Source organism: Mesorhizobium sp. P2_C4, assembly GCF_056404575.1.
The window spans coordinates 138,413-150,682 of record NZ_JBFUDT010000001.1 but is presented as its reverse complement, the minus strand read 5'-3'; the positions used below and the strand labels follow the sequence as shown (position 1 = coordinate 150,682).

The 12,270-nt window shown below is 61.4% G+C and carries 10 protein-coding genes; 8 read left to right on the top strand and 2 right to left on the bottom strand.

The genetic code is table 11. The features are described 5' to 3' along the window. Positions 1–2: 2 nt before the first annotated feature. Positions 3–824, bottom strand: a complete 822-nt coding sequence (locus tag AC1DX6_RS00775) for a pyruvate, water dikinase regulatory protein (RefSeq protein ID WP_477310271.1) — start codon at positions 822–824, stop codon at positions 3–5. A 400-nt stretch (positions 825–1,224) separates the two neighbouring features. Between AC1DX6_RS00775 and hemE the strand changes: the two genes are divergently transcribed. The 4 genes from hemE (at position 1,225) to yddG (ending at position 5,297) form a co-directional block, all read left to right on the top strand. Next, the gene (hemE, locus tag AC1DX6_RS00770) at positions 1,225–2,256 is read left to right on the top strand and encodes a uroporphyrinogen decarboxylase (RefSeq protein ID WP_477311870.1); all 1,032 of its coding nucleotides are present in this window, start codon (positions 1,225–1,227) and stop codon (positions 2,254–2,256) included. Continuing rightward, complete coding sequence (gene hemJ / locus AC1DX6_RS00765) at positions 2,256–2,792, top strand: protoporphyrinogen oxidase HemJ (protein ID WP_477310269.1); 537 nt, start codon at positions 2,256–2,258, stop codon at positions 2,790–2,792. The genes hemE and hemJ overlap by 1 nt, the downstream gene beginning before the upstream one ends. Positions 2,793–2,950: 158 nt before the next feature. Then, a complete protein-coding gene (rho, locus tag AC1DX6_RS00760; RefSeq protein WP_136621617.1) occupies positions 2,951–4,216 on the top strand; it encodes a transcription termination factor Rho in 1,266 nt (421 codons plus the stop codon). A 166-nt stretch (positions 4,217–4,382) separates the two neighbouring features. Next, entirely contained in the window at positions 4,383–5,297 is a 915-nt protein-coding gene (gene yddG, locus AC1DX6_RS00755) for an aromatic amino acid exporter YddG (protein WP_477310267.1), read from the top strand. 1 nt (position 5,298) lies between these two features. On the opposite strand, the gene AC1DX6_RS00750 is transcribed toward yddG, so the two are convergent. Beyond that, positions 5,299–7,317, bottom strand: coding sequence for a thioredoxin domain-containing protein (locus AC1DX6_RS00750; RefSeq protein ID WP_477310265.1), 2,019 nt, complete (start codon positions 7,315–7,317; stop codon positions 5,299–5,301). 66 nt (positions 7,318–7,383) lie between these two features. Here AC1DX6_RS00750 and mnmE point away from each other — a divergent pair, with 66 nt between their 5' ends. From mnmE to AC1DX6_RS00730, 4 genes are all read left to right on the top strand, one after another. Then, positions 7,384–8,703: a tRNA uridine-5-carboxymethylaminomethyl(34) synthesis GTPase MnmE gene (mnmE, locus tag AC1DX6_RS00745; RefSeq protein WP_477310263.1), complete on the top strand. Its 1,320-nt coding sequence runs from the start codon at positions 7,384–7,386 to the stop codon at positions 8,701–8,703. 199 nt (positions 8,704–8,902) lie between these two features. Continuing rightward, positions 8,903–10,777, top strand: a complete 1,875-nt coding sequence (gene mnmG, locus AC1DX6_RS00740) for a tRNA uridine-5-carboxymethylaminomethyl(34) synthesis enzyme MnmG (RefSeq protein ID WP_477310261.1) — start codon at positions 8,903–8,905, stop codon at positions 10,775–10,777. Beyond that, complete coding sequence (gene rsmG / locus AC1DX6_RS00735) at positions 10,774–11,424, top strand: 16S rRNA (guanine(527)-N(7))-methyltransferase RsmG (RefSeq protein WP_477310259.1); 651 nt, start codon at positions 10,774–10,776, stop codon at positions 11,422–11,424. The genes mnmG and rsmG overlap by 4 nt, the downstream gene beginning before the upstream one ends. A 4-nt stretch (positions 11,425–11,428) precedes the next feature. After that, positions 11,429–12,229 (top strand): ParA family protein, encoded by an 801-nt coding sequence (locus AC1DX6_RS00730; protein WP_477310257.1) that lies wholly within the window; start codon positions 11,429–11,431, stop codon positions 12,227–12,229. Positions 12,230–12,270 lie beyond the last annotated feature (41 nt).

The following is a 12,270-nucleotide window of genomic DNA, read 5'->3' as shown; positions in this document are numbered from 1 at the left end:
GCCTAGCGCGTCTTGCCGCGCAGGGCAACGATAGCCGCCGCGGTCTCCTCGATCGAGCGGCGGCTGACATCGATCATCGGCCAGCCGTGGCGGGTGCAGATCTGGCGGGCATAGGCGAGTTCCTCGGTGATGGCGGCGCGGTCGACATAGTCGCCGGCTTCGTAGTCGCTCGAGTTGCCGAGCACACGGTTCTGGCGGACATGCGAGATGCGCTCGGCGGTGGCGATCAGCCCGACGATCAAAGGTGTCTTGGCGCTGACCAGGCTTTCCGGGATCGGCACGCCAAGCACGATCGGAATGTTGGCGGTCTTGATGCCGCGATTGGCGAGATAGATGCTGGTCGGCGTCTTCGAGGTCCGCGAGATGCCGATCAAAACGATATCGGCGTCATCCATATTGGCCGGCAGCTGGCCGTCATCATGCTCCATGGTGAAGTTGAGCGCGTCGATGCGGCGAAAATATTCGGCGTCGAGAACATGCTGGGCGCCGACACGGCGGCCGGCCGGCGTGCCGAGATAGGACTGGAACACGGTTAGCACCGGCTCCAGCACCGAGACGCAGGGCAGGCCCATGGCAGCACAGCGTTCGTCTATGCCGCGCGCCAGCTTCTGGTCGACGACGGTGTAGAGGATGATGCCTGGTTCCTCCTCGATGTCCTCGAACACCTTGGCCACCTGTTTTTCGGTGCGGATGAGCGGATAGATGTGCTCGATGGCGCGCGCATCCTTGTATTGCGCCGAAGCGGCGCGGCCGGCGGCGAGCAGCGTTTCGCCGGTGGCGTCGGAGATCAGGTGCAAATGAAAGAAGCTCTGGGGTTTGTTCACAGGGTCCATTCCAGGCTGTGGGCGAATGTGGATAAACCGGGCCGAAAATTCGGCCGGCTGGAAGCGACTGTATCAGATGGCAGTTTGTCCACAATTCGATGCGCTGTCGGCTTCGTCGGGCGGCTGGGGACAAGTCCGGGGACGCTTTTTTTCATCCATGCCTCATCCACAGCGGCAATTTCTTTGGCCGGGCGACAAACCATTGACTCCAGTTGGAAATTCCCGACTTTCCACAAAGTCCTGCAATCCTTTTGGAGAAGCGCGCGACAATATGCTGGCTGGCCTTTATCGGCCCAAAGCGGGACAGGTGACAACCACCGATACCAACAGACTCTTAGAATCAGAAGATTCTAGAAATAGACTCTTTAATTATAGAGAAGGCTTAGGAAGCGAGCGCTCAATGCCCGAAGTCAGGACCATGCTGGACGTGCTGAAGGGGCAAGCGGTGTTTCCGCCGCCACTCTGGATGATGCGTCAGGCCGGCCGCTATCTGCCGGAATATCGCGAGACGCGCCGGCGGGCCGGTTCGTTCCTCGATCTTTGCTACGATCCAGATCTGGCTGTCGAAGTGACGCTGCAGCCGATCGAACGTTTTGGCTTCGATGCCTCGATCCTGTTCTCCGACATCCTTGTCGTGCCGCATGCGCTTGGCCGCGACGTACGCTTCGAGGAGGGAAGAGGCCCGCTTTTGACGCCGATCTCCGCGCAAGAGATTCTGGCTCTGGAGAGCGACGTGTTTCACGTGAATCTCGAACCGGTCTACGAGACGGTGCGCCGATTGCGGGCAAAGCTGCCTGTGGAAACGACGTTGATCGGTTTTTGCGGCGCACCGTGGACGGTGGCGACCTACATGATTGCCGGCCACGGCACGCCCGACCAGGCGCCGGCACGGCTGTTTGCTTATCGCGAGCCCGAAGCTTTTCGGCAATTGCTGAAGGTGCTGGCCGATCACTCGGCGCAATATCTCATCCGGCAGATCGAGGCCGGCGCGGATGTGGTGCAGATTTTCGATTCGTGGTCGGGCGTGCTCGACGACGCTTCCTTTGACCTATTCTGCGTGCAGCCGGTGGCCGAGATCGTCCGACAAATTCGGGCCGTTTATCCGAAGGTTCCTATCATCGGTTTTCCCAAAGGCGCCGGTGGCCGCTATCAGACCTATCGCGAGAAGACCGGTGTAACGGCCCTGGGGATCGACTGGACGGTGCCTCTGACGGCAGCGAAGGAATTGCAGCGCTCGGGTGCGGTTCAGGGCAATCTTGACCCCTTGCGGCTCGTGGCTGGCGGCAAGGCGCTATCCGATGGTGTCGACGCGATCCTGAAGGCGCTGGGAGATGGGCCGCTGATCTTCAATCTCGGCCACGGCATCACGCCGGAGACGCCGATCGCCCATGTCGAGGCGATGGTGAAACAGGTACGGAGCGCGACACGCTGATGACTCAGATGGACAACACGAACAGCACCAGCCAGGCGATGATACGGATGACGGTGGGCATTGCCGTGCTAGTCGTTCTCACGGCGCTTTTGTATTTCGTCGCACCTGACGGGTTCTATCCATGGGCGAAGGCGATCCATATCCTTGCCGTCATCGCCTGGATGGCGGGCATGCTTTATCTGCCGCGACTGCTGGTCTACCACGCCGATGCCGAGAAAGGCTCGGTGCAGTCGGAGACCTTCAAGGTGATGGAGCGCCGCCTGCTGCGCGGCATCATCAATCCGGCGATGATCGTCACCTGGGTATTCGGCCTTTGGCTGGCCTGGAAAGGCTTTGCGTTCCAGGGCGGCTGGCTGCACGGCAAGATCGCCTTGGTGCTTCTGCTGTCCGCCGTGCATGGCTATTTGGCGGGTGCGGTGCGTAAATTTGCCGAGGATCGAAATGAAAAGCCCGCGAAGCACTGGCGGATCGTCAACGAGATCCCCACATTGCTGATGATCGGCATCGTGATCCTGGTTGTCGTCAAGCCGTTCTAGACCCTTATCGGTCCCGTAAAACGCAGCTTGCTCTTTCACCCGACCGACGATAAAAGACGGGTCTTCCTTCCCGTCATGCGCCGCCCATTTTTTCGGCCGCGCCCGGCATTTGTCGCATCCCGCCGATATTTTTCCCAAAGCAGATTCAGAGTCCGTCTATGCAAGAAATGAAACTCGCAGAGTTCAAGAACAAGAAGCCACCAGAGCTGATCGCCTACGCCGAATCGCTCGAGGTGGAGAACGCCAGCGTCATGCGCAAGCAGGAGCTGATGTTTGCCATCCTGAAGAAACTGGCCGCACAGGACGTCGAGATCATCGGCGACGGCGTGGTCGAAGTGCTGCAGGACGGTTTTGGCTTCCTGCGCTCCGCCAACGCCAACTATCTCCCCGGTCCCGACGACATCTACATTTCCCCGTCGCAGATCCGCCGCTTCTCGCTGAAGACCGGCGATACGGTCGAAGGGCCGATCCGCAGCCCGAAAGAGGGCGAGCGCTATTTCGCGTTGCTCAAGGTCAACACGATCAATTTCGACGACCCGGAAAAGATCCGCCACAAGATCCACTTCGACAATCTGACGCCGCTCTACCCGACGTCGCGGCTGAAGATGGAAATGGAGGTTCCGACCTCCAAGGACATTTCGGCGCGCGTCATCGACCTGGTGGCGCCGCTCGGCAAGGGCCAGCGCGCCTTGATCGTGGCGCAGCCGCGCACCGGTAAGACGGTGCTGCTGCAGAACATTGCCCATTCGATCACCACCAATCACCCGGAATGCTATCTGATCGTGCTTTTGATCGACGAGCGGCCGGAAGAAGTCACCGACATGCAGCGTTCGGTGAAGGGCGAGGTTGTCTCCTCGACCTTCGACGAGCCGGCGGTGCGCCACGTCCAGGTCGCCGAAATGGTGATCGAGAAAGCCAAACGCCTGGTCGAGCATGGCCGCGATGTGGTCATCCTGCTCGATTCGATCACCCGCCTCGGCCGCGCCTATAACACCGTGGTGCCGTCATCCGGCAAGGTGCTGACCGGCGGTGTCGACGCCAACGCGCTGCAGCGGCCGAAGCGCTTCTTCGGTGCCGCCCGTAACATCGAGGAAGGCGGCTCGCTGACCATCATCGCCACCGCGCTGATCGATACCGGCAGCCGCATGGACGAAGTCATCTTCGAAGAGTTCAAGGGCACCGGCAATTCGGAAATCGTGCTCGACCGCAAGGTCGCCGACAAGCGCATCTATCCGGCCATGGATATCCTGAAGTCCGGCACCCGCAAGGAAGACCTGCTGGTCGCCAAGCAGGATTTGCAGAAGATCTTCGTGCTGCGCCGCATCCTGGCGCCGATGGGAACCACCGACGCGATCGAGTTCCTGATCGACAAGCTGAAGCAGACCAAGACGAATGCGGATTTCTTCGATTCGATGAATACGTAATTTGTCGAACCATCGGTTCATGCATCGAGACCCCATTCCGGGAAACCGGGATGGGGTTTTTCTTTGCCCGCCGACAGGTCGCATTCCCGATACGGAGTGACCATAGACGGCAATTTCTATTGGCGCCGCCATGCGAGGACTTGGTGCCCTGGAGATCGGAAGCCGCATGAAGAAAACAATCCCGACCTTGATCGGCTTTTCCGCGATTTTGACATGGTCGTTCCTGGCACTGCTTTCGACGGCGGCGGGACCCATTCCGCCCTTTCAGCTTGCGGCGATGACGTTCCTGCTTGGTGGGCTGGTCGGAGCGAGCAGCTGGATTTTTCGCCCCGCAGCCATCCGGTCGCTGCGCCAGCCGTGGCAGGTCTGGGCGCTCGGAACGGCGGGGCTGTGCATCTATCATTGCGCCTATTTCTTCGCCATCCAGTCGGCTCCGCCGGTCGAGGTCAGCCTGATTGCCTATCTCTGGCCGTTGCTGATCGTCGTCTTCGCCGCTTTCCTGCCGGGTGAAAGGCTGAAGGCGCACCATGTTGCGGGCGTGGTTCTTGGTCTTGCCGGCGCCATCGTCGTGATCACCAAGGGCGGCACTATCGGCCTGGCCAATGGCGTAATGAAGGGCCATGTCATCGCGCTGTTCTGCGCCTTCATCTGGGCTGGCTATTCGGTCCTGTCCCGCCGCTTCGGCCGGGTGCCGACCGATGTTGTGGCCGGCTACTGCTTCATCACGGCCGCGGTCGCGTTCGTGCTGCATTTGACGCTTGAAACCACGGTCTGGCCGCAGACAACAACGCAGTGGAGTGCGATCGTGGTTCTTGGTGGGATCCCTCTCGGCGCCGGTTTTTACGCCTGGGATTATGGTTGCAAGCATGGAGACATCATGATCCTTGGCGCCCTGTCCTACGCCGCACCTTTGTTTTCGGTGATCGTGCTGCTGCTGGCTGGCTTTGGCGTGTTCCATTGGTCGGTCGCGCTTGCCTGCGTCCTGATCACGGTCGGTGCGGTGATCGCCGCCAGGGATCTCCTGTTTAAGCAACGGCAGACGTCGCCTTCAGGATCGCCGGCGGAAGCCGACGCGGCCTGATCTATTGGCGCCTTAGAAGGCGGCTGAGCTCTTCTGGATCCGTTACGACCGGCAAACACACCTGCCCCGTGCAAAGCCAGGCACCCGTTTTGTCGGTCGGCGGTAGGACGCCACCTGGCAAAGTCGGTCGATTCGCCTCCGAACCAATTGGCACGACGATATCGACTCGCCTCGGATCCGGGCTTCGATTCGTAACCGGAACGAGTCCCGGATCGGCTAGGTTGTCTATTAGCACCAGCTTCAATGGCTCGATCGCGAGGGCACAAGCATTGACGATGCCAGCCTGGCCATAGGGCTGGTGCGCGGCGCGGCCGGCGGCATGTTCAGCGACTGTCCAGGCCTTTTCCTGGAGGTTGAGATCGCCGGTGACGGAGGCCAGCCGAACCAGAGCCTCGAGGATCTGGCCGGAGGCGGAGGTTATAGCCTCGTCGACATCGCCCCTGATGCGGATCGGTACATCGGTGCTGTCGGATGCGGTCAGATAATAGCCGGTCTTGTCGCTGTCCCGATGCCAGTGGTCGAGTTGTTCGATGAATTGGCGGGCCTGCTCGACATAGGTCCAACTGCCCGTCGCCTCGAACAGCGAGATCGCGGCGTTGGTCATCGCGGCATAATCGCTCGACAGCGCCGGAAACAGCTTTTTGGCGCCGAGCATCGAATGCGGCAGGCGTCCGTCCCGGCCGGACTCGGCGATATGGGCGAAGGCCTCTTCCGCTGCGTCGATCCAGTCTGGCCGGCCCAACGACCGCCCGGCTTCAGCGAGCGCAGCGATCATCTGGCCATTCCAGTCGGTGAGCGCCTTGCCGTCGCGCCCGGGCCTGACGCGATGCTCTCGGTCGGCGAGAACCTTCGCCTTCAGCGGATTGAGCTGATCGCGATCGACAACACTTTGCGTCTGCTGGGCCGCGCTCTGATGGACGATCGGCTTGCCCTCCCAGCCGTGCGGGCCGGAAAGCGTGAAGTGCTTGAAAAACAAAGCTGATTCGTCGCCTAGGACCGATTCGATCTCATCCTTGCTCCAGGTGTAGAACAGCCCCTCCTCACCGTCGCTGTCGGCGTCGAGGCTGGCGGCGAACGCGCCGCCATCGACGCGCATTTCGCGCAACAGCCAGTCGATTGTTTCTTCGATTCGTACCCGGAACAAATCATTGCCGCTCGCCGCGTCGGCCCAGTTGCACAGGCGGATCAGCTGGGCGTTGTCGTAGAGCATCTTTTCGAAATGCGGCACCAGCCATTCGGCATCGGTCGAATAGCGGCTGAGGCCGCCGCCAATATGATCGTAGATGCCGCCGGCCAGCATCTTTTCGAGGCTGAGCAGGACGGCGTCGCGATGCGATGTGCTGCCGTCGCGCAGCCAGGACAGCCACAGCGTCTGCATGAACGGTGCGTTGGGAAACTTTGGCGCGCCGCGCAGGCCGCCGAGATTCCTGTCGATCATGCCGTCGATGCCGTTGGCGAGATTGGCCAGCGTGTCGCGATCGAGAACAGCCTTGGCATGGGTGCCTGCCAGCCTGGCCTCGACATGGTTGGTCAGACCGTCGGCGCTCTGGTCGAGGCTTGGCCGCTTCTCGCGCCAGGCCTTGTTGACGGCTTCCATCACCTGGATGAACCCCGGGCGGCCATAACGCGCCTCGCGCGGAAAAAAGGTGCCGCCCCAGAACGGCTTGCCGTCGGGGGTCAGGAACATAGTCAGCGGCCAGCCGCCCTGCTCGCCCATCGCCGACAGTGCTGCCATGTAGATCTGGTCGATGTCCGGCCGTTCCTCGCGATCCACCTTGATATTGACGAACAGCCGGTTCATGACGGCGGCCACGGTGTCATTCTCAAAGCTTTCATGCGCCATGACGTGGCACCAGTGGCAAGCGGCGTAGCCGACAGATAGCAGGATGGGCCGCTGCAGCGCCTTGGCTTCGGCCAGAGAAGCAGGCGACCAGGCCCGCCAGTGCACCGGATTGTCGCTGTGCTGCTGCAGATAGGGGCTGGCCTCTTCGGCAAGCAGGTTTTGCGCGGGCAATGTCACGATGGGCAACTCGGGCGTTCTGGGTTTTAAGTGAGCGACGCTAGGGCGGTTCGACAGAGCGGGCAAATGATTTCAGCTGAGTCCATCGTTGCGCTTTCGAGCGGCCGCCTGCCTGCCGGCATTGCCGTTATCCGCATTTCCGGCCCGAAGAGTCGATTCGTAGTCGAAACGATTGCCGGCGGTAAGGTTAAGGACCGCGTCGCGACTTTGCGTAAGTTGCGGGCGCCGGACAAAACCGTGCTCGACAGCGGTCTTGTCGTCTTCTTTCCTGGTCCCGACAGCTTTACCGGCGAGGATGTCGCCGAATTCCATGTCCATGGCGGCAGGGCCGTGGTGACCAGGATGCTGGAGACGATCGCCGGCTTCGACGGCGTCAGGCACGCTGCATCAGGCGAGTTTACCCGCCGTGCCTTTCTCAACGGTAAGCTCGGCCTGGTCGAGACCGAGGCGCTGGCCGACCTCATCAACGCCGAAACTGAGGCGCAGCGGCGCTTTGCGGTGCAGAACGCGCAAGGGGTGCAGAGCGAGCTTTATCTCGGCTGGCGCCGCCAGCTCATCCATGCGCGGGCGATGATCGAGGCCGAGATCGACTTTGCCGACGAGGACGATGTGCCGGGTTCCGTTTCGGATACGGTCTGGTTGGACGTGAGCAGGATGGTCGACGAGATCGACCGTCATGTCGCCGGGTTTCGCGCCGCCGAGATCATTCGTGACGGCTTCGAGGTCGTCATCCTCGGCGCGCCGAATGCCGGGAAGTCGAGTCTGTTCAATGCGCTGGCGCAGCGCGATGCGGCTATTGTAACGGATGAGCCCGGCACGACCCGGGACCTGCTCGAGGTGGTGCTCGATCTGGAAGGAATGCGGGTCAGGGTGACCGACACGGCGGGTCTGCGCGAGGCGCCAGGCAAGGTCGAGTCCATCGGGATCGAGAAGGCCCGCACGAAGGCTCACAGTGCCGACCTTTTGCTGCTGCTGGAGGATATGCTGAACCCGGCTGCAGTTGGCGCCCTGCCGGTCGATGTTCCGACGCTGAGGATCGGCACAAAGGTCGATCTGGGGCCGCAGACATCGGCAATGGAGTACGACGCGGTCATCTCGACCAAGGATGGAACGGGGCTGACGGAGCTGTTGGCGGATATCGGGCGTCGCGCCACGGCGCAGGTCGGGCAGGTCGGCGATATCCTGCCGTCGCGGCTTCGCCATGTCGAACTGCTCAACGAGACGAAACGCTTTCTGCTGTCGGCGGCGACAGGAGAAGGGCGTGGGCAGGAGTTGCGCGCCGAGGATCTGCGTCTGGCCGCTGATCAACTTGGCCGGATCGTTGGCGCGGTTGATGTCGAGGATTTGCTCGATGTCATCTTTTCGCAATTCTGCATTGGTAAATGACTCACGTGAAACATGACCTCGCGATTGCAGATGACTCACGTGAAACAGTGCGACGCCGCTGAGCTGGCGTGACTCACGTGAAACAGAGCGGTTGGAGAGCCAGCGATGTTGTTTCACGTGAAACGATAGGGCGTGCATTCTTGACAGCACGCGTATGCGGGCACATGTGTCGGGCGAATTGAAATTCGGGATTCTTGGAATGAACGATCACTATGATGTGGTTGTGGTGGGCGGCGGCCATGCCGGGTGCGAGGCGGCCAGCGCTGCCGCGCGCGCCGGCGCCAGGACGGCGCTGGTGACGCTGCGCTTCGACACGATCGGCGTCATGTCCTGCAATCCGGCTATCGGTGGCCTTGGCAAGGGCCATCTGGTGCGCGAAATCGACGCCATGGACGGGCTGATGGGCCGCATCGCTGACGCCGCCGGCATCCAGTTCCGCCTGCTCAACCGCCGCAAGGGCCCAGCGGTGCGCGGACCACGCACGCAAGCCGACCGCAAGCTCTATCGCCTGGCCATGCAAGAAGCGATTCGGCAGCAGAACGATCTCGATGTCGTCGAGGGCGAGGTTCTGGATTTCGAGATCGAAGAAGGACGGATCGCTGCCGTGCACCTGGCTGGTGGGCGGCGGCTGGCTTGCGGCGCAGTGGTGTTGACCACCGGCACTTTCCTGCGCGGCCTCATTCATATCGGCGAAAAGAAGATTGTCGCGGGACGCATGAACGAGCAGGCCAGCCTTGGCCTGTCGGCAACGATGAGCCGCGCCGGTTTCAAGCTTGGGCGGTTGAAGACCGGCACGCCGCCGCGGCTCGATGGCCGCACCATCGACTGGGCGTCGCTGGAAAGCCAGGCGGCGGATGAGCATCCGGTGCCGTTCTCGCTGTTGACCGACCGCATCGAAAACCCGCAGATCCATTGCGGCATTACCCGCACGACGCCGGCGACGCATGAATTGATCCGCGCCAATCTTGGCCGTTCCGCCATGTATTCCGGCTCGATCGAAGGCGTGGGGCCGCGCTACTGCCCGTCGATTGAGGACAAGATCGTCAAGTTCGGCGACCGCGAGGGTCACCAGATCTTCCTTGAGCCGGAAGGCCTGGACGACGACACCGTCTATCCGAACGGCATTTCGACCTCCCTGCCCGAGGACGTCCAGCTAGACATTCTGAAAACCATTCCGGGGCTGGAGCGGGCGGCGATGCTGCAGCCCGGCTATGCCATCGAATACGACCATGTCGACCCGCGCGAACTGTTGGCGACGCTGGAAACCAAGCGAATTCAAGGGCTTTTCCTGGCCGGACAGATCAACGGCACCACCGGCTATGAAGAGGCCGGCGCGCAGGGATTGCTCGCTGGCCTCAACGCGGCGCGCAAGGCGTCGGCGAGCGAGCCGATCGTGCTCAGCCGCACCGAAGCCTATATCGGCGTGATGGTCGACGATTTGACCAGCCGCGGCATCAGCGAACCCTACCGCATGTTCACTTCGCGGGCCGAGTTCCGGCTGTCGCTGCGCGCCGACAATGCCGATGAGCGGCTGACGCCGCTGGCCATGAAACTCGGCATCGCTTCACAAAAGCGGACGCAGCGGTTCAATGATGTCGTCGACAACCTCGACAAGGCACGGCAGCTCGCGAGCAGCACGATGATGACCCCCAACGAGGCGTCTGGGCATGGGCTGCAGATCAACAAGGACGGGGTGCGTCGCTCCGCCTATGAATTGCTGGCCTATCCGGGCGTTGACGTCGCCTGGCTGGCGCGAATTTCCCCTGCGTTTGGCGAAATCGATGGCAAGACGGCCGAGCGACTCGAAACGGAGGCGAAATATTCTGTCTACCTTGACCGCCAACAAGCCGACGTCACCCAGATCCGGCATGAAGAGAGCCGCCTGATCCCTGTTACAGTCGACTTTGCCGATGTTCCAGGTCTTTCTAATGAACTGAAACAGAAGATGCTGGCGCGTCAGCCGCGCTCCATCGCCGATGCGCAGCGCATGGAAGGCATGACGCCGGCCGCACTGGCGATCATCGTCGCGCATGTCCGCAACGCCGAGGCCTCCGCGCAAAGGGACGTTGCGTGAGCGCTGCCACATGGAAAAGCCTGCAGGAGGCCGCGGGCCCGGTTTCACGTGAAACATTCGATCGTCTGGTCGAATTTGAACGGGTCTTCCAGAAATGGAACAGCCGCATCAATCTGGCCGCGCAATCGACGCAGGACGACGTCTGGCGCCGCCATATATTGGACAGTGTGCAGCTGGCGCGACTCGAGCCAATAGCGACGTGCTGGGTGGATATTGGTTCGGGCGGCGGCTTTCCCGGCCTGGTCATGGCCTTTCTATTGGCTGAGCGCGCCGGTGCCAGCATCGATCTGGTGGAAAGCAACCGCAAGAAAGCATCGTTCCTGCAAGCCGTCGTCGGGCAATTCAATCTGCCCGCCCGTGTCATTGCACGGCGCATCGACGACAGTTATGCGCTTGTTTCCGCGCCACAAATCGTCACGGCGCGAGCGCTTGCTGCGCTCCCTGCCCTGCTCGATCTGTCAGCGCCGTGGCTGACAAAAGGCGCCCGCGGCCTGTTCCACAAAGGCCGGGATTACCGCGCCGAGGTGGAAGAAAGCGCTCACCGATGGTGCTTCGATCTGGTAGAACATTCGAGTGTCACCGACCCGCATGGGGTCATCCTCGAATTGTCAGCTCTGCGCCCGGCGAAAAATGAACTTCTGGCATAAATCCATGATGAAGAATGGCCCTCGAATCATCACCGTAGCCAACCAGAAGGGCGGTGTCGGAAAGACGACGACGGCCATCAATCTGGCCACGGCGCTGGCGGCGATCGGCGAAAAAGTGCTGATCGTCGATCTCGACCCGCAAGGCAACGCCTCGACCGGTCTCGGTATCGACCGCAAGGACCGCACCGTCTCCTCCTATGACGTGTTGACCGGCGAACTGGATCTGGAAGCCGCGGCCATTCCAACGGCGGTTCCCGGCCTGTCGATCGTGCCGTCGACGCTTGATCTGCTCGGCATCGAGATGGAAATCGCCTCGGCTCCGGACCGGGTGCTCAAGCTACGCAATGCGCTGCGCGCCGCGACCGAGCGCTCGGCGCCGTTCGGCTATGTGCTGATCGATTGCCCGCCATCGCTCAACCTTTTGACGCTGAACTCGATGGCGGCGGCCGATTCGGTGCTGGTGCCGCTGCAATGCGAGTTCTTCGCGCTGGAAGGTCTCAGCCAATTGCTGGAGACGGTTGAGCAGGTGCGCCGCTCGATCAATCCGGATCTGACCATACAGGGCATCGTGCTGACCATGTATGACGGCCGTAACAACCTCGCCAACCAGGTGGTGCAGGATGTCAGGGCGCATATGGGCGATAAGGTCTACGAGACCATCATTCCGCGCAATGTGCGTGTTTCCGAGGCGCCATCCTATGGCAAGCCGGCGATCCTCTACGATCTCAAATGCTCGGGCAGCCAAGCCTATCTGCAGCTCGCCTCCGAGGTTATCCGCCGCGAACGTAAATTACGCGCTGCTTAAATTAGCAAACAAGCCGATTCGATACCGAAACGATCTGGAAA

Excerpts from the sequence above, each read along its gene's own strand:
- hemE (WP_477311870.1), top strand. The coding sequence starts at position 1,225 with ATGCCCGAAGTCAGGACCATGCTGGACGTGCTGAAGGGGCAAGCGGTG.
- mnmG (WP_477310261.1), top strand. The coding sequence starts at position 8,903 with ATGAACGATCACTATGATGTGGTTGTGGTGGGCGGCGGCCATGCCGGG.
- rho (WP_136621617.1), top strand. The coding sequence starts at position 2,951 with ATGCAAGAAATGAAACTCGCAGAGTTCAAGAACAAGAAGCCACCAGAG.
- AC1DX6_RS00730 (WP_477310257.1), top strand. The coding sequence starts at position 11,429 with ATGATGAAGAATGGCCCTCGAATCATCACCGTAGCCAACCAGAAGGGC.
- mnmE (WP_477310263.1), top strand. The coding sequence starts at position 7,384 with ATGATTTCAGCTGAGTCCATCGTTGCGCTTTCGAGCGGCCGCCTGCCT.
- yddG (WP_477310267.1), top strand. The coding sequence starts at position 4,383 with ATGAAGAAAACAATCCCGACCTTGATCGGCTTTTCCGCGATTTTGACA.
- hemJ (WP_477310269.1), top strand. The coding sequence starts at position 2,256 with ATGACTCAGATGGACAACACGAACAGCACCAGCCAGGCGATGATACGG.